Annotated in this window: 20 protein-coding genes and 2 pseudogenes; 8 read left to right on the forward strand and 14 right to left on the reverse strand. The window is 44.6% G+C overall.

From position 1 onward, the window contains the following. Window positions 1–3: 3 nt before the first annotated feature. Together HXY43_RS05575 and HXY43_RS05580 are read right to left on the reverse strand one after the other, a co-directional pair. Window positions 4–453: a YlqD family protein gene (locus HXY43_RS05575; RefSeq protein ID WP_026732498.1), complete on the reverse strand. Its 450-nt coding sequence runs from the start codon at window positions 451–453 to the stop codon at window positions 4–6. Window positions 454–489: 36 nt separating this feature from the next. Continuing rightward, on the reverse strand, window positions 490–2469 hold the full coding sequence (locus HXY43_RS05580) for a long-chain fatty acid--CoA ligase (protein WP_290880965.1): 1980 nt from the start codon (window positions 2467–2469) through the stop codon (window positions 490–492). 843 nt (window positions 2470–3312) lie between these two features. Between HXY43_RS05580 and HXY43_RS05585 the strand changes: the two are divergent. Next, window positions 3313–4551: pseudogene (locus HXY43_RS05585) on the forward strand (FAD-binding oxidoreductase); the annotation flags it as partial. A 106-nt stretch (window positions 4552–4657) separates the two neighbouring features. Here HXY43_RS05585 and murD read toward each other — a convergent pair. The 3 genes from murD to HXY43_RS05600 all read right to left on the reverse strand — a co-directional run bounded on the left by murD (window position 4658) and on the right by HXY43_RS05600 (window position 9464). Then, window positions 4658–6037 (reverse strand): UDP-N-acetylmuramoyl-L-alanine--D-glutamate ligase, encoded by a 1380-nt coding sequence (murD, locus tag HXY43_RS05590; RefSeq protein WP_290880968.1) that lies wholly within the window; start codon window positions 6035–6037, stop codon window positions 4658–4660. Window positions 6038–6122: 85 nt separating this feature from the next. Next, the gene (glyS, locus tag HXY43_RS05595) at window positions 6123–8273 is read right to left on the reverse strand and encodes a glycine--tRNA ligase subunit beta (protein WP_290880971.1); all 2151 of its coding nucleotides are present in this window, start codon (window positions 8271–8273) and stop codon (window positions 6123–6125) included. 219 nt (window positions 8274–8492) lie between these two features. Further along, window positions 8493–9464 (reverse strand): SGNH/GDSL hydrolase family protein, encoded by a 972-nt coding sequence (locus tag HXY43_RS05600; RefSeq protein ID WP_290880973.1) that lies wholly within the window; start codon window positions 9462–9464, stop codon window positions 8493–8495. A 317-nt stretch (window positions 9465–9781) separates the two neighbouring features. On the opposite strand from HXY43_RS05600, the gene HXY43_RS05605 reads away from it, so the two are divergent. Beyond that, the gene (locus HXY43_RS05605) at window positions 9782–9922 is read left to right on the forward strand and encodes a hypothetical protein (RefSeq protein WP_290880976.1); all 141 of its coding nucleotides are present in this window, start codon (window positions 9782–9784) and stop codon (window positions 9920–9922) included. Window positions 9923–10077: 155 nt separating this feature from the next. Here HXY43_RS05605 and HXY43_RS05610 read toward each other — a convergent pair whose 3' ends face one another. The 4 genes from HXY43_RS05610 to HXY43_RS05625 form a co-directional block, all read right to left on the reverse strand. Then, entirely contained in the window at window positions 10078–10704 is a 627-nt protein-coding gene (locus tag HXY43_RS05610) for a MarC family protein (RefSeq protein WP_290880979.1), read from the reverse strand. Between the two features lie 18 nt (window positions 10705–10722). After that, window positions 10723–13191, reverse strand: coding sequence for an endopeptidase La (gene lon, locus HXY43_RS05615; RefSeq protein ID WP_290880981.1), 2469 nt, complete (start codon window positions 13189–13191; stop codon window positions 10723–10725). Between the two features lie 2 nt (window positions 13192–13193). Then, window positions 13194–13601 carry an Hsp20/alpha crystallin family protein gene (locus tag HXY43_RS05620; RefSeq protein ID WP_290880984.1) on the reverse strand — a complete coding sequence of 136 codons (408 nt, stop codon included), beginning with the start codon at window positions 13599–13601 and terminating at the stop codon, window positions 13194–13196. A gap of 147 nt (window positions 13602–13748) precedes the next feature. Then, window positions 13749–13892, reverse strand: coding sequence for a hypothetical protein (locus HXY43_RS05625; protein ID WP_290880987.1), 144 nt, complete (start codon window positions 13890–13892; stop codon window positions 13749–13751). A gap of 276 nt (window positions 13893–14168) precedes the next feature. Between HXY43_RS05625 and HXY43_RS05630 the strand changes: the two genes are divergently transcribed. Then, entirely contained in the window at window positions 14169–17048 is a 2880-nt protein-coding gene (locus HXY43_RS05630) for a glycerol-3-phosphate acyltransferase (RefSeq protein ID WP_290880989.1), read from the forward strand. 129 nt (window positions 17049–17177) lie between these two features. Here the strand turns inward: HXY43_RS05630 and HXY43_RS05635 are convergent, their stop codons facing one another. Then, window positions 17178–18068, reverse strand: coding sequence for a carbohydrate ABC transporter permease (locus HXY43_RS05635; protein WP_290880992.1), 891 nt, complete (start codon window positions 18066–18068; stop codon window positions 17178–17180). Window positions 18069–18170: 102 nt separating this feature from the next. Here HXY43_RS05635 and HXY43_RS05640 point away from each other — a divergent pair. Further along, window positions 18171–18467, forward strand: a pseudogene (locus HXY43_RS05640) (DUF3891 family protein); the annotation flags it as partial. A 218-nt stretch (window positions 18468–18685) separates the two neighbouring features. Here HXY43_RS05640 and HXY43_RS05645 read toward each other — a convergent pair. Further along, entirely contained in the window at window positions 18686–19270 is a 585-nt protein-coding gene (locus tag HXY43_RS05645; RefSeq protein ID WP_290880995.1) for a DUF99 family protein, read from the reverse strand. Between the two features lie 214 nt (window positions 19271–19484). On the opposite strand from HXY43_RS05645, the gene HXY43_RS05650 reads away from it, so the two are divergent. The 3 genes from HXY43_RS05650 to HXY43_RS05660 all read left to right on the forward strand — a co-directional run bounded on the left by HXY43_RS05650 (window position 19485) and on the right by HXY43_RS05660 (window position 22351). Then, on the forward strand, window positions 19485–19736 hold the full coding sequence (locus HXY43_RS05650; protein ID WP_026735781.1) for a Calvin cycle protein CP12: 252 nt from the start codon (window positions 19485–19487) through the stop codon (window positions 19734–19736). Between the two features lie 259 nt (window positions 19737–19995). Continuing rightward, window positions 19996–21339 carry a cysteine desulfurase-like protein gene (locus HXY43_RS05655; RefSeq protein WP_290881000.1) on the forward strand — a complete coding sequence of 448 codons (1344 nt, stop codon included), beginning with the start codon at window positions 19996–19998 and terminating at the stop codon, window positions 21337–21339. Window positions 21340–21673: 334 nt separating this feature from the next. Next, window positions 21674–22351, forward strand: coding sequence for a VOC family protein (locus HXY43_RS05660; RefSeq protein WP_290881003.1), 678 nt, complete (start codon window positions 21674–21676; stop codon window positions 22349–22351). Window positions 22352–22713: 362 nt separating this feature from the next. Here HXY43_RS05660 and xseB read toward each other — a convergent pair whose 3' ends face one another. Continuing rightward, window positions 22714–22947 (reverse strand): exodeoxyribonuclease VII small subunit, encoded by a 234-nt coding sequence (gene xseB / locus HXY43_RS05665; RefSeq protein ID WP_026735784.1) that lies wholly within the window; start codon window positions 22945–22947, stop codon window positions 22714–22716. Window positions 22948–22980: 33 nt separating this feature from the next. Next, window positions 22981–24222, reverse strand: coding sequence for an exodeoxyribonuclease VII large subunit (gene xseA, locus HXY43_RS05670; RefSeq protein WP_290881006.1), 1242 nt, complete (start codon window positions 24220–24222; stop codon window positions 22981–22983). A gap of 293 nt (window positions 24223–24515) precedes the next feature. On the opposite strand from xseA, the gene recA reads away from it, so the two are divergent. Further along, the gene (gene recA / locus HXY43_RS05675) at window positions 24516–25592 is read left to right on the forward strand and encodes a recombinase RecA (RefSeq protein WP_026735786.1); all 1077 of its coding nucleotides are present in this window, start codon (window positions 24516–24518) and stop codon (window positions 25590–25592) included. A 103-nt stretch (window positions 25593–25695) separates the two neighbouring features. On the opposite strand, the gene HXY43_RS05680 is transcribed toward recA, so the two are convergent. Beyond that, window positions 25696–26436 carry an FHA domain-containing protein gene (locus HXY43_RS05680; RefSeq protein WP_290881010.1) on the reverse strand — a complete coding sequence of 247 codons (741 nt, stop codon included), beginning with the start codon at window positions 26434–26436 and terminating at the stop codon, window positions 25696–25698. Window positions 26437–26817: the final 381 nt, after the last annotated feature.

Genomic DNA, 26817 nt, shown 5'->3' on the forward strand with positions numbered 1-26817 from the left:
AGCCTAGATATCGCCGCGAATTTCTTCTACAACACCATCGCGTAGCACAACCTCGACCTGCATTTTACTAATTAAGTTATCCCCCGGTTCTACTCGGAAAAAGCCTTCCATCTGAAATTGGTTGACTTCTTGGTCTAACTCAAGCATCTGTACTTGCTGGAGGTTTTGCAGACTTTGATTTTTCTGCTCTAGCAGTTCGCTTTTCTTTTGATTGACCTGGAATTGAATATTCTCAATTTGTTGGAGGGCTTGAGGACCGGGCGGTTGCAGATTTTGCTTTTGAATTTCTGCGATCGCCCGCTGTCCTTGGATGTCCAACTGTTGCAATTGCTGGTCGGTTTGATTGATCTGCGCTTGTAATTGCTGCTGTACTTCCTCTTTCCAAAGAGGAGTGACAATGGCTTTGATATTGACAATGCGTTTTAAAAGCAGTTGAGGCTTGGAGACATCCATAAAGGGTTTACGTTAACTTTCTGGTTTGCAGTGGACTTATTGGGCAAACATCCCGTTAATAATATCGCGATAGCGTTCCATCACGACATGTCGTTTAATGCTTAGCTTTTGCGTCATCATGCCATTTTCAATGGAAAACGGCTCTAGAATCAGCTTGAACCGACCGATGCGATCATCTGGTCGATAGCCAGGACGGTTTTGCACTTCCCGATTCAATTCTTGCCGAAACAAATCCTGGATTATTTTACTCTCCAGGTTTATTTTTTGACTGGTTGCCGAGGCCACTTTGTCGTCCTCTATACACAGTTGCAGATTCTGACTTGCTGCCCATTTTTCTAAGGCTTCCAGATTGGGGACAATTAAAGCACCCAGACTTTTTTGGTCTTGCCCAACAAGCATGATTTGATCTATGTAGGGCGATCGCAAACAAGCATCCTCTATCGGTTGCGGTTCGATATTTTCCCCATTCGTTAATACAATCGTATCCTTGGCTCGTCCGGTCAGAACCAAGTCATTTTGCGGTGTTACCCAACCCAAGTCACCACTGTCAAACCAGCCTTCAGAATCAATTGCTTTGGCTGTTGCTTCTGGATTTTGGTAATAACCTTGCATAATTTGCGGCCCTCGCAGCAACACCAAACCCTTTTCCCCAGGTGGTAACTCCTTGCGAGTCTCAGAATCGACTATTTTAGTTTCTGTACCTGGTATTGGTTGCCCAGCCGAACCGCGCAAATTCCGCCAATAACGCCGTGCATGGGTGACAGGGGAAGTTTCGGTCAAGCCATAGCCAACTAAAATCTCTACACCAATAATTTCAAAAAAGTCATCTACGTGCTTGGGAAGCGCACCACCACCGCTAATCATTTGCTTAACTCTTCCTCCTGTTGCTTCCCTAACTTTGTTGTAGACTAATTTTTCTCCTAAAGCGTGTAGGGGTGACAAAGCCGCAGCTTGTGTACTAGCTGTCAAGCGCTCAACTATGGAAGGATTCAGGTTCTGTAAATCTAAACCTTCGACTGTCCGCCGTGCTTGAATGTATTTCTCGCTGATACCGAGAAAGAATTTAATTAGGCGTTGGCGAGAAGCAGGTTGTTCGCGAAACTGCTTTTGCACTCCTTCGTAAATAGATTCTAAAAGACGCGGTACAGCTACCATGTAATGCGGTCTAAATTCTTTTAAATCCTGCTTGATCGAACGCAAGTTAGTATAAATTTGCGTGCAACCTAGAGAAAGCAAGAAATACTCGCAACTCCGCTCATAGCTGTGCCAGGTAGGGAGAATACTCAGGACAATATCTCCTCCCTGTGGTTGCACTACTGCTGGTATGGCGACGATTTGGTGCATCAAGTTGCGATGGCTGAGCATCACGCCCTTGGGTTTACCCGTAGTACCAGAAGTATAAATGAGGGTGGCAAGATCGTCGCGGCTGCGCTTGACTGGTTGTAAAGTGTGTTTAGCCGCAATTTCCATTAACTGAGCAAAGGAATACACCTTCAAGGTATCTGCTTCTGGTGGTGCTTCATCAGAAAGCAAGATGACTAATTTAATCGGCAAATCGTCAAGGCGATCGCGCAGTTTCTTGAATGTCTTTAAATCTTCCACTACTAGCGCCGTGCTGCCACTGTTAGCCACAATATAGAGGAGTTCTTCCCGTTCTGCTTGGGAACTACGCACCGCATCCACAGCCCCAGCCGTCATAATACCCTGATCGGCAATCAACCAGCGGGGAGAATTATCGGAAATCAGAGAAATGCGATCGCCCGCTTGTACTCCCAAAGCCTGCAATCCAGTTGCAAATAGTTGAATTTGTTGGCACAGCTGAGTATAAGTCAGAACTATTTCTGGTTGAGCATGGGGATTGTGCAGAGCAACAATATTACCAAATCGTTGTGCTACCAAAGGCCATATTTCTGGTAGTGACTCCACGCTTGAGTAATCAGGCAAATGCTTTATTGCTTGTAGCTCTCGTTCAGTTATGTTGGCAAGAAAAGAATTTTTCACAGGAGTTTTTGACATAACACCACAGCCTCAGTAATTCAGTGAGTGATGTTTCCAGCTTATGCTGCGATCCGGCTAAAAGACCAAACCTGAATGGACAAAATTCTTTTTGTCTCAAGAAACTTTGAGGATTTTATGTACATATATAAAAAAATCTATATTATGATTAAGTAGTATAGACAAAAAGCAATGCTAAGTTTGTTTTTAGTTGGTTTAAACTTGCATCTTGCATCATTCTCAACAAGAGCTAGAGCCTTCTGAAGTTGCAACTAGTGCGAACTTTGTTTTTAGTTGGTTTAAATAAGTTTTTCTGCCAACTAAAAACAGCAGACGCCTATTATCTAAAATTAATGAAAAGGGAACAGGTGATTACCTATGGGTCGTATAGATGCTACATTGCTGACATTATTTAGCACAGTTGCCTGCCTAATCTTTCCCAGACTTTTAGGTATCATTACCAATCCAAAAACTAAACGTAATCGACCATTACAGACTGCTTCTACTTCGCGAAAAGCTAAATACGAAATTACAACTTTCCCTTATTGTACATCTTACGCATTGACAGGCTACCCCTCGTGTAAATTCAGCCCTAACTTTTGCGGTAGATGTTCTCCAAATTGATGGAATAACTATTTTCAATTAACATATTCAGGGGTATTAAATCTCATCAAATAAAAGTAGGGGCTTACAGTAGTTGGTGTTTGCTAATAGTCACTACTCAAAAATAAATTTATTATGTGTAGATTTTAGTATTAATGAAAATCTATACGTTTGATTAGAATTTATCTATGTTTAGCAATGCTCATTTAGAGCTTACAGTTTAATAATATTGCGTGTTTTGCTGTATTATGGCATTATACGGGAAAAGTAGGAGATATAGTTATACGTCCTGCCAACGAGCAAGAAGTATTAAAAGTTGCAGCCAGCTGCGCTAAGTACCGAGTCCCCGTAACAGTACGAGGTGCGGGAACGGGAAATTATGGGCAATGCGTACCGCTACACGGTGGCGTAATTCTTGATATGACACGGATGCAGGAGATCCGTTGGATCAAGCCAGGCGTAGCACGAGTTGAAGCGGGAGTGAAGTTGGCAGCACTAGATAAAAAAGCACGGGAAATTGGCTGGGAAATGCGGATGGCACCTTCTACTTACCGCACAGCAACAATTGCCGGATTTGTAGCTGGTGGGAGTGGGGGAATTGGGTCTATACAATATGGATTGTTAGGCGATCGCGGTAATCTTTTAGCACTGCGAGTCGTGACGTTGGAAGATGAACCACGCTTGATTGAATTGCGCGGCGACGATGTGCAAAAGGTAAACCATGCTTGGGGTATTAACGGCATTATCACCGAAGTAGAAATTCCCCTCGGGCCAGCTTATCCTTGGGCAGAGGTAATTGTTACTTTCGATGAGTTTATGGCAGCGGCAAGATTTGGGCAAGCTTTAGCCAATGCCGATGGCATGATTAAAAAAGAGATTGGTATCTTTGCATCTCCCATACCTCAATATTTTACTCCCCTACGGCAGTACATCCCCGATGGCACTCACGCTGCTTTATTATTAATTGCTGAACCGAGTTTAGAATTATTGCCTGGATTAGTACAACAACACGGTGGCAAGATTACATATCAACAACCTGCACAAGCAGCTGGAAAAAGTGCGAATCTATTAGAATTCACTTGGAACCATACCACCTTACACGCCCGCACTGTCGATACCTCCATCACCTACTTGCAAAGTATCTTCCCTGCTAATGTAGAGACGTTGCATGCAACGTCTCTACAATTGGTAGAGCATATGTATCATCACTATGGAGATGAAGTGATGATGCATTTGGAATTTATTCGGGTGAACGGTACAGCAATTCCCGCTGCTTTGCAACTCGTACGTTACACCACAGAAGAACGCCTAAACGAAATTATCCGCGATCACGAAGAACAAGGTGTGTTTATTGCCAATCCCCACACTTACATTATTGAAGATGGCGGCAGGAAAGTTATCGACCCAGAGCAATTAAAATTCAAGGAGATGGTTGACCCATATGGGTTAATGAATCCTGGTAAGAGTAAAGCACTAGAATTAAAAGTTAAAAATTTCTAATTCGGCATTACCAAACTTGGTGTCCCTTCGCTATGCTCAAGGGCAAGCTTTGTGTCTTGGTGGTTCAAGATTTTTTAACCACTAAGGCACAAAGACACAAAGTATTTTAACTTTTTCCCACCCATTCTAAGCACAACTGTCGGAAATGGTCGCCTCGCACTTCAAAGTTAGGATACTGGTCAAAACTTGCACAAGCAGGCGAAAGCAACACTACAGGTGCTTGATACTGTTTAGCTAATTCTGCCGACTTAGAAACAGCCCGATCCATTGTTTCTACAATTTCGTAATTGGCATATCCCACTTCTTGCAGGCGCTGGGCAAAGGCGGGGGCTGCATTACCGATAAGTAAAACTGCGGCGGCTTTGGCTTTAATTTGTGCCATCCAGCCAGTATCATCGCCAGCTTTGGCTTCGCCACCTGCAATTAAAATTACTGGGCTTTTCACCGATGCTAATCCCACTTCAGCAGCGTCGTAATTAGTGGCTTTGCTGTCGTTGATAAAATCAATACCTTCCCAATTACAAATGTGTTCCAAGCGATGGGGAACGCCGGGAAATTCGCTGATAGCGCGAGAAATCGCAGTTTTATCAATTCCTGCCAACCGCGCTGCTGCAACTGACATTAATAAATTTTGCTGGTTGTGTTCTCCCACCATCCGCAATGCAGATACTTTCACGATGGGTTCGTCTTTCTGTAGAGACGTTGCATGCAACGTCTCTACAACCCAATCATCTTCTATGTAATAGCCTTTCTCCCCAATTAGGTAATCTTTACCTTTAACACTTGTCCAATAGGCATCGGGCCAATGACTCAAACCAAGTTTGTTTAAGTAAGTATCATCGCCATTGAACACTTGTATTTCACACTGTCGTAGCAATTGGGCTTTGATATTGTAGTAATTATCTAATGTTTTATGGCGGCTGAGGTGATCGGGCGTGAAGGTTGTCCACACACCAATACGTGGTTTCACAGAGTTAGAAGATTCGATTTGATAGCTGCTAATCTCTGCAATTACCCATTCAGGAGGCTTTGACGACAAAGCGACTTCGCAGGCAGCGTAGCCAATGTTACCGCAGGCTGGAGCGTTAAATCCTGCTGTTTGAAAAATGGCAGCAATAAGGGAAGTAGTGGTGGTTTTACCGTTGGTGCCAGTAATTGCCACCCAAGGTATGGATTGTAGATGCCGCCATGCAAGTTCCATTTCCCCGATAGTTTCTATACCCAATTCTCGTGCTTGGACTAATACGGGAATATCCCAAGGAACACCGGGACTAACAACTATTAACTGGGGTACATCTGAACTATTCAAGTCCAGGGAATATCCCAGTTCAACAGCAATTTGTTCGGCTGCGAGTTCTTGTTGTTGTTGACGGAGGTTTTCGGTGGTGTTGCGATCGCTTAGCACCACCTGCCAACCTTGCCGTTTCAACAATCTCGCCGCCGCAACACCGGACTTTCCTAATCCAATTACATGAGCTTTGGGCATAGACTGTAGCAGAAGTCCCTGGTTAAGCACAATTTATCGTAGCGTGTCTTGGCACAATTGACACCATTCTTTTTATAGACTTGGGCTATAAATTTTTGACAACTGCGCCAAAGTCTGCCAAAACTCGGGCATGGTTACGAAGCAAACCAAGTAAATGTAGCCTGTTGCGCTTGATTTGGGGATCGGGGTCTATGACCAAAACACTTTCTGGTCCGTCAAAAAAGTTACTCACCGTGGGAGCAATTTTTTCTAGGGCTGCTACTAACTGTTGATAATTTCGCGATCGCTGTGCTGCTTGCGTGTGTGGTAATAAATCTACTAAAGCATGATAAAAAGCTGCCTCAGATGGCTTTTGGAAGAGTTCCGGACTAACCGCAGTGGTGGGGTCAAGCTGTTTGGTATCTAAATCTCCCTGCGCTGCCAAACGTGCAGAACGGTTGACGGTTTCGTAGATTTTATCTAACGTACCATCGTTGCGGATTTGTTGCAGGAATAAAGCGCGATCGCGCACATCCAATAAATCTTGTAACGCTCTTTCTGCATACTCTGGGTCATTTTCTCCCAAGACAGCATTGACCAAGTCGTAATCTATCTGTTTTTCTTCTTGCAGCAAGGTACGGATGCGTTGCAAGAAAAATTCTTGCAAAGTATTAACTAATTCTGTTTGATTTTTGTCATGTTCTGCAACAAAATCTGTGGCAATTTGCTCTAATAGCTGCTGTAAATTAATAGCTAAATCTGCTGCCCATGTAATGTTAATTACAGCATTTGCTGCCCGTCGCAAAGCAAAGGGGTCAGAAGAACCGGTGGGAATCATCCCCAAACCAAAGATACTTACTAATGTATCTAGTCTGTCTGCCAAACCAACAACTTGACCTGTAATTGTTTGGGGTAAAATATCATCTGCACCTCGTGGCAAATAATGTTCAAAAATTGCCGTCGCTACTGCTTCTGGTTCTCCACTTGCCAAGGCATATTTTTGTCCCATTATTCCCTGCAATTCTGGGAATTCATATACCATTTGACTCACCAAATCAGCCTTGCACAGTAAAGCAGCGCGGTGAACATTATGGCTTTCTTCTTCGCTTAATTGCAGTTGTTGGGCAATCTGCGTAGCAATTTTGGAGACGCGCCCAACTTTGTCTAACAAAGAACCTAAATCTTCTTGGAAAGTTACCTTCGCTAACTGTGGTAAAAAACTATCCAAAGGATTTTTTAAATCGGCATCATAGAAAAACTTACCATCAGCTAAACGGGCACGAATGACTCTAGCATTACCAACAGCAATGATATCTGCTTTGGCTGGATCGCCATTGGAAATAGTGATAAAAAACGGCAGTAATTGTTGATGGTTACTGGCTTTAAATACAGGAAAATAACGCTGGTGATGCACCATGACAGTAGTAATTACTTCTACTGGCAAGTTCAAAAATTCGCTTTCAAACTCACCAATTACAGCTGAAGGCCATTCGACCAGATTCGTAACTTCCTCTAATAAATCTGGGTAAATTTCTGCATACCCATTTAACTTTTGGGCAGATTCTTTAACTTCCTGGGTGATAATATTTGCGCGTTCCTCGACATTAACAACAACCGATGCCAAGCGCAGTACAGCGACATAATCAGTAGCTTGGGGAATTGTGACTGGTTGTGGATGTAAAACGCGATGACCTTGAGAAATGCGATCGCTCTTAATAGTCTCAGACCCATTTACTAATTCTATCGGCAGCACCGCATCATCTAATAAAGTCACCAACCAACGGATAGGGCGAGAAAACCGCAAATCTCCATCACCCCAGCGCATTAGGCGCTTACCTTCTAAACTCAAAATCCACTGGGGAACAAGTTCTGTCAAAATTTCTGCTACACTGCGACCGGGGATGACTTTCTGTACAAATACAAAATCCCCTTTATCGGTGGCGCGGACTTGTAAAGCATCAAGTTCCACACCTTGCTTTTTGGCAAAACCTTGCGCGGCTGGTGTCGGTTTGCCATCTTTAAAAGCTGCTTGTGCAGGCGGGCCTTTAACTTCTTCTTCTCGGTCTGCTTGCTTGGATGGTAAACCTTTGATCAGTACCGCCAGACGCCGAGGTGTACCGTAAACTTCTACAGCATCACTGTTGAGGTTATTTTCAGCCAGACTTTTGGGAATCAGTGACTTCCACTGTGCAACAGCGCTACTCAAAAAACTTGCAGGTAATTCTTCTGTACCAACTTCTAATAAAAAATGTGGCATAGGACTATGTTGTTAACAAAAGCGTGGCTTAACTCAAACAGTTTACCTTGCCAATAACGCAGACGTGTGCAGATTATAGGGTAGGTTAGAGCGTGTTTTCAGATTACTCGTGACGCTTGCAAGGTTTGCAGACCCCCATTATTCCCCTTGGGAAGGGGATAATGGGGAATCGAAAATCGCTTGATGTACCACCAGCAACTTTTCAAACAACCTCATAACTTAATAACTACTTTGTGGTATTTTTTGCTCCAATAACTCAACCAACTTTTGCTCGATCGCCTTACTCACTAGTTGATTTCCTTGCAAGTTGAGGTGGATGTGGTCTTGGTATAAGGATTTTGGGTCTTTGGTGGCGTTAAATAGCGGCAAAAAATCTATATAACTAATTTGCTGCGTTTTAGTGAATTCAGTCAGGCGCTGACGTGCTTTAATTTCATAATCGCGGGGGCCAGGTGAACCAATTTCACGCGCTAAAGGAGTCATGACTAGTAAAAATTGGCTGTTATTTTGATGCGTGAATGTTTGAATTTTACCAATTGCTTCTAAATTTACACCCACGCGATCGCCACCTTCTTTTTGTACTGCTTGCATTTCTGGTATCGGTTTCGGCTTTTTGACATAGCGCTGAAACACTTCTACCAATGCTAAAGGCGGTTTTCGGTCTGGATAGTTGCGATCGCGTCCCACTGGCAAAGATGTGGGAGCAGTCGCAAATAAGTCATCTGTATTAATTAGTAACACCACTACTTGCGCGTGAAAATTACCAAATCGGTGTAAATAAGCTAGTTCATTTCTTGGCCCCCAAGAGTTAGCTGAAGCATTTAGCACTTCTACTTGCCGATAATTACTAATATTTGCCGATACTAGAGAGCGCTGCATCAGACTAGAAATTGTACGATCTTGGTCTGTCCACCAGCCACCATTAGCGATTGAGTCTCCCAACAGCAATACGCGCAGAGTAGAGGATGAAGGTGTCTGCTGTATTGCTTCACCTCGCATAGAATACTGATTAATCTCAATGCGATTGCCATAGCGACGGGTGCGCTGGTTGGGAGCTAACAAATAGCCAATTTGCTCATCAGCAATATAAATTAGGGGATTACCAAAACCAAAAAGCGATCGCAGTCCAATTTCAATCACTACAAATAAGCTGACAACTACCGCTAAAATTATTACCAGTACCTCTTTCACTTGCAAACACCTTTAAATCAATATATTGTTGGTGGTTGTTTGTTGGTTGGAAAAACTTGGAACAGCCAACCAATAACCATCAACTACCAACAAATAACTATTATCAATCTTGTTACATATTATACTTAATTTAAATAATTAACCGTAAGTAATGTATAAAAGTAGATAATATTTCGTTTAGCTTAAGTAATTGTGATGATGCCAACTTTGCAAAGCTTAAACAAAATAATATTAGTTACGTTGCATCAGTTGCGAACTAAAAGACTACAATCAGAACCGACAAATTAGCACTGCAATTAAAAGGGGATTACAAATCTATGTCCGATTTGAACCGAGGCATCATGAAATTTGAGGGTGCAGATTCTCCAAAAGCAGTCACTATTTCCACCGTGCTAGTTTTGGGAGGAATTGCAGCTCTAATTATTTGGGCGCTGCAAGCAGCCTATGCAGTAAATTAAATTCAATCGAGATAGCCCAGAATCAGGGTCTGAAGTATATAAACACCTCAATCTAGATGAAAGAGGTTATTTTTACCTTTGTGTCTTAGTGCCTTGGTGGTTTAAAAGACAACTTTTACCGCCAAGGCATTAAGACATAAGGCAACTAGGTTAATTTAAAGAAATGTTTTTTTGATTAAGGTAAGGATACCATCTGCAATATACTGCACTGCCAACGCGGCGAGTAAAATTCCCAACACTCTGGAAATCACATTAATTCCAGTCCGTCCTAGCCATTGAGTCAGGGTTTGAGCGATCGCCAAGAAACCATAGAGCAGCAACAACACAAACATAGTAATAGCTAAGACGATCGCCGTACCGAAGGGATAGATTGCCGCCTCTCCCTGCAAGACTAAAATGCTGGCTAGGGCACCTGGCCCGGCTATTAAAGGAGTACCCAATGGAAAAATACTGATATCTGTCCGGGCTTGGGCTTCGGATTCTTCTGCTTTGGTTTCCCGCTGATGCTGGGCAAACACCATATCGATCGCAATTTTTAACAATAAAATTCCGGCTGCTACCTGAAAAGCTTCAACACTGATGCCTAGATAGCGCAGCAAGTTATTCCCAAACAATGCAAAAACTAATAAAATTCCCCCTGCGACCAAAACTGCCTGACGAATAATTCGCATTTGTACTTTAGGCGCATACTCTCCAGCCAGGGTCATAAAAATGGGCACTAACCCAATCGGATCGAGAACGACAAAGAGGGTGAGGAATGCCCGGATAATAAAAGAGGTCATGGGAAGGATAATTAAGCATCAAGAATTGGCAGGGGTTAGAGCCGTTGTCAGAACTTCCTCAGCCGCACTCACAGGTACAAACTGGAGCTGATGGCGCACTTCTTCTGGTACATCTTCAAGATCGGGTTCGTTCCGCTGGGGGAGAATCACAGTCTTAATGCCTGCCCGATAGGCGGCTAACACTTTTTCACGAATACCGCCCACCGGCAGAACTTTCCCCCGCAGCGTAATTTCTCCGGTCATGGCAACATCATTGCGTACTAATCGACCGGAAGCAAGGGAGGCGATCGCTGTCATCATCGTCACTCCAGCAGAAGGCCCGTCTTTGGGCGTGGCACCCGCCGGCACATGTACATGCACAACCTTGCCCACAAATACTTTGGGATCGATTCCCAGTTTGTCCGCATTGGAACGCACATAGGACAGGGCTGCTTGGGCAGACTCCCGCATCACATCGCCCAGCATTCCCGTTAACACCAACTGCTCGGCTCGTCCAGGCATCATCGTCGCTTCCACAAATAACACATCTCCGCCAGCAGGTGTCCAGGCTAAACCCGTGGCAATTCCAGGGCGATCGATCCTTTCCACCACTTCATCGAGAAACCGCGGGCGGCGTAGGTAATCTGGAATTTGCTCGGCTTCAACCGTCGTGGAGGCGATCGCTCCTTCGGCAATTTGACGGGCTACTTTGCGCACCACGGTGCCAATTTCCCGCTCTAAACTGCGAACCCCTGCCTCACGAGTATATTCCCGAATAATCCTTTGTAAAGCCGCATCGGTGATAGTTAATTCTTCTGGCTTCAGTCCATTGGCCCGTAGTTGTTTGGGCAACAGATAGCGACGGGCAATGTGCAGTTTCTCCATTTCGGTATAGCCAGAGAGGCTCAAAATCTCCATGCGATCCAGTAAGGGAGAAGGAATGGTTTCAACTGTGTTAGCGGTGCAGATGAACAATACCCTCGACAAATCAAAGGGTACGCCCAAATAGGTGTCTACAAAGGTATGATTTTGGGCTGGATCGAGGACTTCCAAAAGGGCTGCTGCCGGATCTCCCTGAAAACTTCTGCCCAGTTTGTCCACTTCATCGAGCATAAAGACGGGATCGGCAGTTTCTGCCCGACGCAAGGCTTGAATTAAGCGTCCCGGTAAGGCACCAATATACGTCCGGCGATGACCGCGAATTTCCGCTTCATCGCTCATGCCACCCAGACTAATCCGCACAAACTTGCGTCCCATGGCACGGGCGATCGACTGTCCCAGAGAGGTTTTGCCAACGCCGGGTGGCCCCACAAAACACAAAATCGGTTCGCGGCGAATATCTTCCAGCAGGGGTTCTGGCGGCTTCTGAGAATTCTCCTGGGAAGACGACTGGGCAGAGTTCTGTTCTACAAGAGCGGCGGCGCGATCGCTCTTGAGTTTTTTAACTGCTAGATATTCCAGAATCCGGTCTTTAATCCGTTCTAAGTCATAATGATCTTCATCCAACACTTGGCGAGCATATCCTAGGTCGATCGCCTCCCCAGTCGTTGTGTTCCAGGGCAGATTCACCATCCAGTCCAGATAAGTGCGAATCATGCCGTATTCTGGTGAAATAGCAGGCAACCGTTCCAAGCGCGACAATTCGCGAAAGGCTTCTTTGCGGGCTTCTTCGGGTAACTGAGCCGCTTCAAGTTGTTTTCGCAACTCTTGAACTTCTGCTTGTTCTGCGTTTTCTTCACCCAGTTCGCGCTGAATGGATTTTAATTGTTCGCGGAGGATATATTCCCGTTGGGTTTTAGAAATTTTTTCCTGAGCGTCAGAGGCAATTTGCTTCTGCAATTCCCGCACAGCTAATTCCTGTTGGACAATCTCAATCAGCCGCTGGAGCTTATTTTCCACTGCATCCAGTTCCAGGATTTCCTGCCGCACTGGTGTTTCCATCGGTGTCATCGCCGCAACTAAATAGGCAAACATGCGGGAGTCGCCAATGTGTTCACCGGCAGCTGCCAACTCATTAGGAATATCTTCGGTCAAAGGCACCAGCTTGCTAAATAATTCCCCCAGAGTCCGGCGCAGCGCTTCTAGTTCTGTGCCCACCGTCACCTGCTCTGGGGACTTTTCTACCCGTGCCACCAAAAAGGGTTCGGTTTGCAGAAAGTCCAGGATACGAATTCGTTCTAGTCCCTGAACAACGAGTTGTAGGGTACCATCCGGTAGACGCAGCAGTCGGTGAATAATGGCTGCTGTACCAACGCGGTAAATATCATCTGGGCCAGCTGGGCGCGCCTCTAGATGACGCTGAGCCACCAGCGCCACCAGCCGATTAGTGCGCATGACCTCGTCTACTAGCTTGACCGATCGCTCTTGCCCGACGACAATGGGAGCCACTGCCATGGGAACAATAACCGTATTGATCAAGGGCAACACCGGCAGGGCATCGGGAATTTTAGGAATATTTTGGGCGTTAGTTTCGGGACTCCGATCGACACTGATGGGAGTATTGCTCATAATTACACCTCCGCTTTGGGTAGGATGACGTATAAGAAACCCCGGTCGTAACGGGCTTGGATGCGATCGCGCTCAATCGGCTGCTGTAGGGGCACTTCCAGACGAAAGGCACCGTAGTGAATGTTGACAGCATGGTACAGTCCCTCGCCTTCAAAACTCTCCCAAGGACGCACACCCTGAATCACCAGGGCATTTTCGTAGAGGGAAATCTCAAAATCTTCTTCTGCCATGCCTGCCACTTCAGCTTTTACAATCAGGGCGGTGGGAGTTTCGTAGAGGTCGGCAGCAGGTTGCCACTGGGGATAGGCAAAGCTCGACTGAAGTTGACCTTCCCAAACGTTGGACTGGGAAGGATCGGTCATGCCGGAAAAAACACCAGTGTAACGGTAACTGAATCGACGGTAGCGCATAAATTTTGATTGTGTTATCTATTTTCCAAGATCGGGGATGCCATTGGTGCAACTATAAGCATTTTGCTATGAAATCTTGACTCCTTGGGGTAGCTATTTAGTGTTTTTAGTGGTGCAAGTTTGCGATCGGGTTTTTACGAACTTGATTTAACTTGATAAACTCACTTCATTCTCAAGCCAGATGGCAACTGTTCCTCCATCAGCCAGGAAATCAGCCCAACCAAATTCATCGGTATAGAGTTCCTCTGCTTGATTGCCATAAATGTCGTAGCATACGACGTTAGGAATCATCTTGCTAAATTCTCAAGCTATATTATTCAACTTTGTTTGAGAAATTTGGTTTGAGGAATAAAGATTCGCTATTTGAGAAATCCGGGACAAGCCCTATCAAGAGTGTGGGTGGGGTGGTTGACTTCTGAATTGCTCGCCCCAAAATCCATGACTGCAAACAGCACGTGGAAAATTAGAGAAACTTTCTCAATGTATTTATAAAAACTCCTAAAATTTATTAACAATTTGAGATTTGAGATTTTAGATTGAAGATGTATCTAAAATCCGAAATCCAACATGCTTGAACTCTGGGGTGTCTTAACTATTTTGATTGTCTGCCCGTTGTTGGGTGCATTACCGTTAATTGCCTGGATTACTCAAGCTCTCAAGGGGCGGCAATTAGCGGAAATTGGTACTGGCAACATTGGAGTATCAGCCGCTTTCTATCATGGCGGTACATTTGCAGGAATTTTGGCGGTATTATCGGAGGCTGCAAAGGGAATTGCCGCAGTCCTGATTGCTCGTATTTTCTTTCCAGATGGTTCAGCTTGGGAATTGGTAGCCCTGATTGCTCTAGTCATGGGTAGATACTGGATGGGTAGAGGAGCAGGCACTACGAACGTTGTTTGGGGATTTATGGTACACGATCCCCTTGCAGCTGGATTTGTATTTTTAGTCGCCAGTATTAGTTTTACGATTTTTCGCGATCGCCTGTTGGCAAAATATGTAGTCTTGTTTATATTTCCAATGATTTTGGGAATTTTGCACCTAGACAATGCATTCTTGATCGTTGCTGCTGTGGCACTTGCGGCATTATTGGGTTGGATTTACAAACAAATGCCTGATGATTTGGATCTCCCAGTCCAAGAGGCGCAACCAGAGTCACAATCAGTATTGCAATTTTTGCGGGGCGATCAAGGAATTCTTTCTCTCGATGATGAATTAGATGCTAATTTAGTCGGATACAAAGCAGCCAGATTATCTCAAATTAAGCGATGGGGTTATCCAGTCCCCAAGGGATGGGTACTTACTCCCTATGAAGATCCCGAAGCATTAATTGACTTTCTCAAACCATCAGATTTATGTCCTTTAGTGGTGCGTTCTTCCGCCATTGGCGAAGACTCAGAACAAGCTTCCGGGGCTGGACAGTACGAAACAGTTTTAAACGTCACCACCAAAGAAGGTTTGCAAAACGCGATCGCCCAAGTTCAGGCTTCCTATAATCAGCCCCTAGCAGTGCAGTACCGCCGCGATCGCAACGTCAGAGACACAGCAATGGCGGTGCTGGTTCAACAACAAATTCAAAGCGTTTATTCTGGCGTGGCGTTCAGCCGCGATCCCATGACTCAAGAACAAGATGCAGTAGTGATTGAGGCTTTGCCAGGAAGCGCTGCTCAAGTTGTTTCTGGACGCGTCACACCAGAACAATATCGCGCTTTTGTTGTCGATACGGAAAATTTAGCGCTGATTCAACTAGAGGGTCAAGGACGGGTACCACCAGCATTAATCAAACAAGTAGCATACTTAGCTCGACGTTTAGAAGACCGTTACTACGGTGTTCCCCAAGATATCGAGTGGAGTTACGATGGACAAACACTTTGGGTACTGCAAACCCGCCCAATTAGTACCCTGCTACCGATTTGGACGCGCAAAATAGCCGCAGAAGTGATTCCCGGCCTAATTCGCCCCTTAACTTGGTCAATTAATCGTCCCTTAACCTGTGGTGTGTGGGGAGCGCTTTTTGCTCTGGTGCTAGGTCAACGCTCCTTAGGATTAGATTTTAATGAAACGGCGACACTACATTATTCTCATGCCTATTTTAATGCTACTCTCTTAGGACAAATTTTCCGCCGCATGGGATTACCACCAGAAAGTCTGGAGTTTTTAACTAGAGGAGCGAAATTGAGTAAGCCCCCGTTGAATTCCACATTGGAAAGCTTACCCGGACTGCTGCGGTTGCTAATGCGGGAGTTATGGTTAGAGAGAGATTTTAAGCGAGATTACCGCAGACTTTTTGCGCCTGGCTTATCTCAGTTGTCTTTAGAATCAGCGGAAGAATTGGAACCGCCAGGGCTGTTGACGAGAATTAACTACATTCTAGATTTACTGCACCATGCCACTTATTACAGTATTTTGGCTCCATTGAGTGCGGCGGTGCGTCAAGCAATATTTAAAGTTAAAGACGGGAAACTTGATAACAGTCTCACACCAGAAGTTGCAGCATTGCGATCGCTCCACGATTTAGCCGCCAAAGCCAAACAGGAATTCCCGCAGTTTGATCAGGATACGGTGTTTGAGGACATGGCACGTTCTGAATCAGGGCAAGAAATTCTGGCCGAGTATGACAAGTTGCTGCAACACTACGGTTATTTAAGCGAGGTAGGAACTGATATTGCCGTTCCCACTTGGAAGGAAGAACCCCAAGCTGTAAAGCAGTTGTTTGTGCAGTTCATGCAGGGAGATGAACAGCCAAGACTGCAAACAAGCCCAGAAAAGAGAAAAAAAGGTTTCGTGCAAGGACGTGTGGATCTCAAAGGGCGAGTTACGGAGGTTTATTCTAAGTTATTGGCTCACTTGCGTTGGTCATTTGTGGCACTCGAACAAATTTGGTTAAAAGATGGCTTACTCACAGAAGTTGGAGATATCTTTTTTCTGGAATTTGAGGAAGTGCGACGCTTGGTTGAGGGAACAGAACCGGAGTTGATCGAGCAGTTACCGGAGATCGTGAGATTAAGGCGATCGCTACTTGCAGAACACAGTCAGCTCAATCCAGTACCGCTTTTAGTTTACGGTAACACTCCTCCCGCCTTACCTGCTCGAATAACTCCTCTCTCTCCCGATCGCATGTTGCAGGGCATTCCCGCCAGTCCCGGACAAGCCGCAGGCAGAGTAAAGGTGATGCGAAATTTACAAGCAATACCAGAGATTAACAGAGATACAATCTTAGTAGTGCCTTATACAGATTCTGGTTGGGCACCCATGTTGGTTAGAGCCGGAGGATTGATTTCTGAAGCTGGTGGCAGGCTTTCTCACGGAGCGATCTTAGCTCGCGAATACGGTATTCCTGCGGTCATGGATGTACATAATGCGACTTGGATTTTACAAGATGGTCAGAAAGTACGGATTGATGGAACTAGGGGTATTGTGGAAATATCTAACGACCTAAGACCCGAATGAAGGGGAGTGGGAGAGTGGGCATTGGGCATAGTTAACAACCACTAACAACTAACTACTAACCACTAACTACTAACCACTAACCACTAACCACTAACCACTAACCACTAACCACTAACCAATGACCAATGACTATTGACTAACACTATTTACTGATAGCCGCAAAATTGACAAGCTTAAAATTATCAAAAATAACACCAGCCCAATTGTACAAGCATAGCTAATTTCCAAGTTATTAAATGCTTGCTCGTACAGATAATAAACTATTGTTTTCGAGCTATTGCGCGGCCCGCCCTGAGTCATAATATACACTTCTTCAAATACTTTTGTTGCGGAAATGGCGGAAATAACTGCCACCAAAGCTAAATAAGGTTTCATCAAGGGTACGGTAATATCCCAGTGTTTGCGGACACCGTCAGAACCATCAATAGCTGCTGCTTCATACACATCATCTGGTATTGATTGCAACCCAGCCAGATAAATCACCATGTAGTAGCCCAATCCTTTCCAAACGGTGACAGCCATGACGCTGAACAATGCAAACTTGGGACTGGTAAGCCAGGGAATTCCTTCTGGAAAAATACCTTTGAGTAACTGGTTGAGTAAGCCGTTTTCTGCATACAACCATCTCCAAGCAATTCCTGCTACTACCATTGAAATTACTACTGGGGTGTAATATGCAGCCCGAAACCAATGCATTCCCCGCAGTTTCTGATTTACTAAAATTGCTAGGGCTAAGGGGGCAATTACTAAAATCGGTACTACACCTACAAGATACAGCAAGGTGTTTCCCAAGGTTTGCCAAAACACAGGATCGGCCCACAAGCGCCGGAAATTATCAAAACCAATCCATTGTGGTGTTTGAGTTAGATCGTATTCGTAGCGGCTAAAGCTGAGATAGAAGGCTTGCAGGGCAGGCCAAAAGACGGTTAGTACCAGGATAACTAAAGCAGGCAGCAAAAACCAATAAGGTGTTAGTCGCTGATTAATGAAAATCCAATTTTTCAACGTCAATTTATTCATAATGGCACTGTATTTTCGTGCTGTTGGCAGATGAATGAGGTATCCTCACTTTTGCAATATCGGGAAGCAAACTCATATTACATGAAGGATCGAGACTGATTCATGATTGTGAATCAACACCAGAAGGGTTGGGAAGTAATTTACCATCGCGCCCATGCTTTACTTGCTGCTCAAATCGCGGGATACTGGAATGCTAAGGAGCGTCCGGTGCGTTGGCTGGAGACGATTGCAGCAATTTCCCATCACGATGATTTGGAAAAAGAGTGGGAAGAAAAGAATATCACTGAAGCTGGCGCACCAGTGGATTTTACTCTCGCTACAGACACTGATATAGCAAAAATACGGAAACTAACCCAGGATGCCCGCTATCGAGGACGATGGGTAGCAATGCTTATTTCTTGCATATGAGTTTTTTAATTAAAATTTATTCGTAGTGGTGAGACCAGGCTAAAATATAGCAAAAAATTTTTTGTGGTGCAGGCATTTTCATCGGACGGGCGAGACGCCCATCCCACAAGAAATCATAATTCACCAAATTAGTCCGATTACACCAGTAGCTAGTAGGGTGCGTTAGTAAAGTAACGCACCCTACGAATTTGGCTATCTTCTGCCTTTATTCAAGCCTGTCGCCCACTCTCCCCTTTGACAACCGCAGCTGCAATCAGGTGGGCAAGGCGCAGCGCCTCCGGGACATGCCCGCAGTCTGTCAGACGCTTAAGTACTTGAGCGCTTACCTTGGGATCGGCACCGCAAACCTGAAAGTAAAAAGGTGGATACTCGTAGATAGGGCCAGCTTGGCGTAAAATTTCTAATCGTCGTTCCGGTTGCGGCAGCCTTTGCATAGCGTACTCAATGGCACTCAAATCTGGTTGGCGTCGCATTACAGCAATACAAGGACGCTCTAATCGCTGTGTTAGCAACGGTAAGTTAATTACATTAAACCCCCCCAGAGAAATGCCATCGAGTAGCACTACATGCAACTGTGGTAGAAATTTGCCACCAAGGAGTAACTGACAAAGAATGTCTGTAGCATCCCAGCCATCTGGCTGTATCTCGCCCCAAACCATCCCTTCAAACCGAGTATTTGCACAGACAACCCCTGCCACTCCAACTGGATGACCAGAACGGCGAATAAAAGGGGCATCATCAAAACCAATAGCGCGAATCGTGCGGCGATTTTGCAGCAATACTTCTAGTTCCATTACAGGTGGTTGGACTGAGGCTTGAGATTTATATTGAAATTTTGTACTTAGACATCAAAATGTTTGTTTAATGCCATGATTTAGGTGCGATCGCTTGTCTATATAAGTACGTACCTGGTAATTAGCATACAGAAATTACGGTTTATCCCACTGTATATTGATGTAGCACCTATCTAAATTGAAGGTGTGAGTTCCATATATCTCAACATTGCAGATGAAAACTTTGACCGAACAAAATGTGGCTACAAAACTCGAACAAGCCATTACTGAAGCTATCACAGAAGCGCGTGAAACTTGTCAAACTAATGGCAGTAACTCTAGTGCGTGTGCTGTAGCGTGGGATATTGTTGAAGAGTTGCAAGCCGAAAAATGTCACCGCCACCAGGCAATCAAAACCAAAACTTATCTGGAAACCTACTGTCAGGAAAACCCAGGGGCAGATGAGTGTCGAATTTACGATGTATAGTCCCTGGCTGTGTCAAGAACTGATACCAAGTTGCATTCAGATATAACAATTATTACCCTCTCCTCTCCCGATTTGGGAGAGGGGTGCCGACAGGCGGGGTGAGGGAAGTACTATCTTTGACTGCAACTTAGTACGAACGGTTAAGATATAACTAGCGCAACGCGGCAAAAATGAAGCTCAAAAGCCTAGTAAATAAGCTTTGCAGCCTCCAGCATCACTGCCTGATTGCACTAGTCTAAAAGCCAGGAGTCTGCTGACCATGAAGGTGCCTCTTGATATTAAATGGATACTTGCCCAGTTTCCTGCGCTTACGCAAGAAATTAACGATCAACCCGTAATTTTCTTTGATGGGCCAGGAGGCACCCAAGTGCCTGGATCGGTAATAGATGCGATCGCCGATTATCTGGTCAGGTCAAATGCCAATGCCCACGGGTATTTTGCCACAAGTGCGCGCACAGATGCGTTGATTGACTCTGCTCGTGTAGCAATGGCCGATTTTCTGGGGTGTGACGCTGGTGAGGTGGTCTTCGGTGCTAACATGACCACACTCACTTTCGCCTTGAGTCGAGCCATTGGTCGCGAACTCCAGCCAGGCGATGAAATTATTGTGACGCGGCTCGATCATGATGCGAATGTTTCCCCCTGGTGTGCGTTAGCCGAACGAGGCGCAATCATCCGCTTTGTCGATATTAATACGGAAGACTGCACGCTGGACTTGAGCGACTTGGAACGGCAGATTAATCAGCGCACGCACTTGGTGGCAATTGGGTATGCTTCCAATGCTGTGGGTACGATTAATGACGTAGCTGCGATAGTGCGTCTTGCCCATGCAGTTGGTGCTTTAGTATTTGTCGATGCAGTCCACTATGCACCCCACGCCCCAATAAATGTGCGATCGCTAGACTGCGACTTTCTCACCTGTTCAGCATACAAATTTTTCGGTCCTCATGTCGGTATTCTCTATGGCAAGCGCGAACATTTAGCACGTCTGAGTCCTTACAAAGTGCGACCTGCCTCAGACGAAGTACCATCCCGCTGGGAAACTGGCACGCAGAACCACGAAGGCTTGGCGGGGATGGTGGCGGCGATTAACTATTTAGCAAAACTCGGTTGCCATGTCTCACCCTCAGTTGAAAGTGAGTTGCTTTCTTCTCTCCTAGAAGCTGACACGGGAAAATGGGAAGAATTCCGGTGTCCTCCCAGTCATTCAGCCTCTTATCGGAGTCGGCGTGCTGCGATAGTAACCGCAATGACAGCCATCCAACAATACGAAAAAGAACTGAGCAAACAGTTGATTTCTGGTCTTTTAGAGATTCCTGGCTTAACTCTATATGGTATTACTAACCCAGAACGCTTTGCTTGGCGGACACCAACTGTTGCAATCACAATTGCTGGACATACTCCTCACAGCATTGCTAAGGCATTGGGCGATCGCGGTATTTTTACCTGGCATGGCAATTTCTATGCGATCAATCTCACTGAGAGGTTAGGAGTCGAAGCTAGTGGCGGTCTATTGCGGATTGGACTTGTACATTACAACACGCTGGCTGAGATTGGGCAACTGTTGCAAGCTTTGCATGAGATAGTGGCGTTACCAAAGTAAGCAAGGTAAGTCTATGGATTAGCCCTTTAAATTTTCTTTGTGTCTTGGTGCCTTTGTGGTGAAAAAATAAATTTTCTTTAACCACCAAGACACTAAGGCACGAAGTTGAATCAGGAATTCACGTTTGACAAAAAACGCCAAATATGCATTGCTATAATTTAATCATAGACTTCCGGTAACTGGAAACTTGTCTTAAAAACCTTCCTCGGGATTGGTTCTCCAAAACGTCGTTTTGTTTTTTAGTTAAATTTTATACTTTTGATAAATAAGTAATTCTTGCTTGTGGGAATTTCTTTGGCATATAGGAATTTCCATAAAGGGGGAGAGCATGATTATGAAAGATCATCCTTTAACAAACTCTGCAATAGGCGACAACACAACCAACTTCTTAAAAACAAAGCGATCGCCTTTTATAGAAACGAACGGACTGCTTTTCTATAAGCAAGAGTGCAAGACTCCTGAATTCTTAAACTCATCTGCTGTCATAACCTTATTTGGCGAAGCAGTAGTTGTAGATCATTATGTGCTGCTTTTCCCCGATCCAGACACACTGATCGACTACGCCAATATTTTGGTCAACTATGGAGCTAAAATCACAGAAGGGCTGGGGACATTCCCTGAAAACTTTTGCACCGACCAAAAAATTTTACCTGAAGACTTGTGGATGTACTTTCTCTCAGTCTTAATGCCATCAGGTGTGATTCTCGCGCTGGCTGCGCCTCACGCACCAAATGACAATTTAGATCGCTTGTTAAAAAAATACGGTGACAATGCCGTTCATCACGTTGCCATTCGTGTTGATGATATATACGCAGCGGCAGAAGTTTGGCAAAAGAAGGGCTTTATTCCTTTGTCTAGAAATCCTCAAGACGATGGCTGCTTGTGTCAATGGAATCTTGGCAATAGGGCAGGGCAGATAGTAGAGTTAATCCACCGCAGATTCGAGGGTAGACAGACCTTTTCTTGCGAGAATATCGCTGGTTTGCGCCTCTGTGAAACTACCAGATCGTAACCAAAAGTGAGGCGATCGCCCTGCACATAAATTTTACTTGACTACACGCATCTCACATCTTTTCAAACGTTTGAGCATTTTATGCACCTGCGAGTCATTTTTTGCAAATATTGCAGGCGGACAAACTTGTTGACGCAGACATCTGTCACAAAGCATACTACCTCACTCCTTCACAAAGTATTACACGGATATTAGAGGGAAAAGTTTTACTTCAAGCAGAAATATTGCTCTGAGGAAAGTTTCCCTCTACGATCTTTGCTTGGGGATCAGTATGTTCGGTATCAATACAGTTAAAAAATTCTTAAAATTTAGTTAAGCTCCACTCAGCCCTTAGGAGTTTTGAACTAGCGATCGCCTACCTATTACTCATCATTCAAAGTCTCAATCAACAAATCTACTTGCTGCTGTCGCTGTTGTAAAAAATTTTCACACTCACGCAAATACTCAACAGCTTTGGCGAATTGCTCAAAAACCTCTGCCAATTCCAACTCACCTGCCTCAATGCGGGCGATAATATTTTCAATTTCAGCAACTTTCGCCTCATAATTCCAAACTTCTATTGATTTAGAATTAGAGGAACTGTTACGTTTAACCATTCAAATCTTGGCTTCCTCGGCGTCTATGGCGGTTTAAACTTTTGACTCTCTTGTTTCCGTAACTTTTACTATAACCTCACCCTGGCCCAACTGAATCAACAATTCCTGTCCTATAGCTACCTCAGTGGCATTGCGAACAATTATCCCATTTTCTTGTCTGACCACCGCATAACCGCGCTGCAATACTGCTTTGGGGTTAAGAGTTACCAACTTTTGTCGCAACATCTCTAAGTGCTGAGTTGCTTGCTGAAATTTACTAGTTGTTACTTGCATCAGTTGCTGACGCCTCCAAGTTAACGCCTGCATCTGTTGCTGTAATTGCTTATCCAACCGCAAACGCTGCAAACGTTCTCGCAGTCCTTGCAGTTGATTTTCTGCACTGTCCAACTCTCGATGCACTACTTGTTGTAGTCCGACAACTCGCTGCCAATGTAAATTGTATAGATCGGCAAGTGCGGGAACAACCCGCTCAGCAGCAGCAGTGGGAGTATGCACGCTCTCATCCGCAACTAAATCTACTAGAGACTCATCCCTGTGATGCCCAATCCCAGTAATTACGGGTATAGAACAATTAGCAACTGCTCGCACCACCCGTTCATCATTAAAGCAAGCTAATTCCTCAACTGCACCACCTCCCCGCGAAAGTATTAGCACTTCAGCACGTCCATCTCGTTCTACCCGTTGAATTGCTTTGACTATAGACTCTGGTGCTTGCTCACCCTGTACTATCGCGGGAGAAAATAAAATACGTAAACCAGGGTATCTTTGCTTGAGAGTTTTTTGAATATCACCCCAAGCGGCGGCGGTAGGTGAAGTGACAACAGCAATAGTTTGGGGATGAAGTGGAAGCGATCGCTTTCTTTGTGGATCGAATAAACCCTCCGCCTCTAGTCGATTTCGTAACTGTTGGTAGCGCAGCGCCTGCAAACCGACACCAGCGGGTAAAGCTTGCCAAACAGAAAGCTGGTATTCTCCTCGCGCGGGGTATAGTCTAATACTGCCTAAAACAATTAACTGCTCACCCACCGTTGGCATTTGCATCAATTTGGGCAATTGACCATTCCACACCACACACTTAATAGCTGCTCCCCCATCTGGATCTTGCAGTGTAAAAAATAAGCCGCTACGGTGATGGTTGGCGCTAGAAACTTCTCCTATCACCCAAATTTGTCGCAGTTGTTCATCCTGCTCTAATAGCAAGCGGATGTAGTCAGTCAAACCACTGACGCTAACAGCTGTATCAGGAATCAAAAAGTCAGTAAAATCAGCAGTCATTATACTTGTAGGCTAAGTAGCTAGGCGAGAATCAACAAAGTTCTGTAAATAAACGTAAAAATATGCTTGTACTAGCGTTTGAGCAAGCGCATCGCTACTACATGCTGCATAATAACCAAGATAGACAATACAAAATTTAATTCCCAATCTCCAATCCCCTGTCCTAGCAATATTGGCATACCCGCGCTAGACTATGTAGCGATTAGCCGCAGGAAAATGTCAAAATAGTATATCTGTTCTACTAAATCTTCCCAAGCAACACTCTCTAAATCAATATATATATAGAGGTAGGAATGGCAGTTAACACTGATAACGCTGGCAAGCAAAAAGCGCTCAACATGGTACTAAACCAGATTGAGCGTACTTTTGGCAAAGGAACAATCATGCGCTTGGGCGATGCCACCCGGATGCGGGTAGAGACCATTTCCAGTGGGGCGCTGACTTTGGATTTGGCATTGGGTGGTGGTTTACCCAAAGGGCGGGTGATTGAGATTTATGGTCCAGAAAGTTCTGGTAAAACGACTTTAGCGCTACACGCTGTTGCAGAAGTGCAAAAAAATGGCGGAATTGCTGCCTACGTAGATGCAGAACACGCCCTTGACCCGGCTTATGCTGCGGCTTTGGGTGTGGATACAGAAAACCTGCTAATTTCCCAACCTGATACAGGGGAAGCAGCATTAGAAATTGTCGATCAGCTCGTTCGCTCAGCTGCCGTAGACATTGTAGTCATTGACTCGGTAGCAGCGCTAGTTCCCCGTGCAGAAATCGAAGGTGATATGGGCGATGCCCACGTTGGTCTGCAAGCAAGATTGATGAGCCAAGCCTTACGTAAAATCACTGGTAATATTGGTAAATCTGGCTGCACAGTAATTTTCCTCAACCAATTACGGCAAAAAATTGGTATCAGCTACGGCAACCCAGAAACCACGACTGGTGGTAATGCCCTAAAATATTATGCTTCCGTACGCTTGGATATTCGCCGGATTCAAACCTTGAAAAAAGGCTCAGAGGAATTTGGTAATCGCGTCAAAGTCAAAGTTGCTAAAAATAAAGTCGCACCACCTTTTAGAATTGCCGAATTTGACATTATTTTTGGTAGGGGTATTTCTACTTTAGGTTGCCTTGTAGATTTAGCAGAAGAAACTGGCGTATTAAATCGCAAGGGAGCATGGTACAGCTACAATGGCGACAATATCTCCCAAGGACGAGATAATGCGATTAAGTACTTAGAAGAAAAAACGGAATTTGCTGAACAAATTAAGCAGTTGGTGCGGGAAAAACTAGAAAAAGGAGCTGTTGTTTCTGCTAATTCTGTCAGGAAGACAAGCGAAGACGAAGAGGAAGACGAAGATTATACAGAGGAAGAATAATGTTGGTATCTGGTTAGTAGTTAGTAGTTGTAGAGACGTGCCATGGCACGTCTCTACATTGTTTGGTGGTTGTTTATAACTACTAACCAACAACCACTAACCACTAACTATGACTGGGTATTTGTCTGCGGAAAAAATCGTCTAAAATTTCTGACTGCCGCTGTTTGCTTAGCCAGATTCCGGCTTCTTCACTATCAATTAATTTTACGTCTCTAAAAACTTGTACCGTATTATCCAGGTTCTCAGACAGAGACTTTTTTCTATCAAAAGAACTACTGGTGATCTGCACTTCATTACTACCCTTGCGTGGTACCAGTTGCATTAGTAACTCAACTGCCACTGTCGGCAAGACTTGAGGAGCGGTAATATTCATGAAGAAGGAGAAAGTCATACTACCTAACCGGATGCGATCGCCATCTTGCAATTTGATCGGTCGATAAGCAGGTTCGCTATTCACATAAGTGCCATTCTTGCTAGTGAAGTCAATCAAATAAAAACCAGGCTCGTCAATATCATCAATATATTGAATCGCTGCGTGGCGGCGAGATACATGCTGATCGGAAATGTAAATGCCACAGCTGCGATCGCGACCTATTGTCCAAATTCGCTGTGGCTGAATCAAAGTTTGCGTCTTGCCCTCGCACAAATTAGTGATCGCATAAACAACAGAACCATCCACTACACCCTGTAGATAAAACTGTTGTAACCCTGAAAACAAAGGTTGAGATACATTTTCCAGATGGAGAATTTCATCTAAAAAACTACTATGGTGTTCATACAACTTGAGGAATACTTGATATAAACTCAGTCGCTTTTCTAATTCCTTTTCTATAAACTCAGCCATAATAGCTTAGCCTTTATATTACCAATAAATTTCAGTTATTAAGGTCGGTCATGAATATTTAGTCTCAGCCCAAAATTAGAGAAAACTATTTATACGCTTGATGCCGTGATTTTAAATGTTGAGCAACAGACAGCGTTAAGTTTTCCCTTTCTCAGATTAAAGTTTCTTTTTCGTTTACAGTAACCGCAATACTACTTAATAGTATGAAAATTTTTGATAACAAATTTATTATTTACATCTCAGACTGTTTAATTACTATGTCATACTAAGTTGCAGTCAAAGATAGTACTTCCCTCACCCCGCCTGTCGGCACCCCTCTCCCAATTTGGAACAGGGGAAGGGGAGAGGGCACGAATTGCTATTGCTATGTCTGAACGCAAC

Origin of the sequence: Fischerella sp. (assembly GCF_013388695.1) — a bacterium.
Taxonomy (GTDB): Bacteria; Cyanobacteriota; Cyanobacteriia; order Cyanobacteriales; family Nostocaceae; genus PCC9605.

Coding starts and splice junctions, on each gene's coding strand:
- murD (WP_290880968.1), bottom strand. CDS start 6,037: ATGCCCAAAGCTCATGTAATTGGATTAGGAAAGTCCGGTGTTGCGGCG.
- HXY43_RS05580 (WP_290880965.1), bottom strand. CDS start 2,469: ATGTCAAAAACTCCTGTGAAAAATTCTTTTCTTGCCAACATAACTGAA.
- HXY43_RS05680 (WP_290881010.1), bottom strand. CDS start 26,436: ATGGCTGAGTTTATAGAAAAGGAATTAGAAAAGCGACTGAGTTTATAT.
- HXY43_RS05610 (WP_290880979.1), bottom strand. CDS start 10,704: ATGACCTCTTTTATTATCCGGGCATTCCTCACCCTCTTTGTCGTTCTC.
- HXY43_RS05645 (WP_290880995.1), bottom strand. CDS start 19,270: ATGGAACTAGAAGTATTGCTGCAAAATCGCCGCACGATTCGCGCTATT.
- HXY43_RS05625 (WP_290880987.1), bottom strand. CDS start 13,892: ATGATTCCTAACGTCGTATGCTACGACATTTATGGCAATCAAGCAGAG.
- HXY43_RS05620 (WP_290880984.1), bottom strand. CDS start 13,601: ATGCGCTACCGTCGATTCAGTTACCGTTACACTGGTGTTTTTTCCGGC.
- recA (WP_026735786.1), top strand. CDS start 24,516: ATGGCAGTTAACACTGATAACGCTGGCAAGCAAAAAGCGCTCAACATG.
- lon (WP_290880981.1), bottom strand. CDS start 13,191: ATGAGCAATACTCCCATCAGTGTCGATCGGAGTCCCGAAACTAACGCC.
- HXY43_RS05575 (WP_026732498.1), bottom strand. CDS start 453: ATGGATGTCTCCAAGCCTCAACTGCTTTTAAAACGCATTGTCAATATC.
- glyS (WP_290880971.1), bottom strand. CDS start 8,273: ATGCCACATTTTTTATTAGAAGTTGGTACAGAAGAATTACCTGCAAGT.
- HXY43_RS05605 (WP_290880976.1), top strand. CDS start 9,782: ATGTCCGATTTGAACCGAGGCATCATGAAATTTGAGGGTGCAGATTCT.
- HXY43_RS05635 (WP_290880992.1), bottom strand. CDS start 18,068: ATGAATAAATTGACGTTGAAAAATTGGATTTTCATTAATCAGCGACTA.
- xseA (WP_290881006.1), bottom strand. CDS start 24,222: ATGACTGCTGATTTTACTGACTTTTTGATTCCTGATACAGCTGTTAGC.
- HXY43_RS05655 (WP_290881000.1), top strand. CDS start 19,996: ATGAAGGTGCCTCTTGATATTAAATGGATACTTGCCCAGTTTCCTGCG.
- HXY43_RS05660 (WP_290881003.1), top strand. CDS start 21,674: ATGAAAGATCATCCTTTAACAAACTCTGCAATAGGCGACAACACAACC.
- xseB (WP_026735784.1), bottom strand. CDS start 22,947: ATGGTTAAACGTAACAGTTCCTCTAATTCTAAATCAATAGAAGTTTGG.
- HXY43_RS05630 (WP_290880989.1), top strand. CDS start 14,169: ATGCTTGAACTCTGGGGTGTCTTAACTATTTTGATTGTCTGCCCGTTG.
- HXY43_RS05650 (WP_026735781.1), top strand. CDS start 19,485: ATGAAAACTTTGACCGAACAAAATGTGGCTACAAAACTCGAACAAGCC.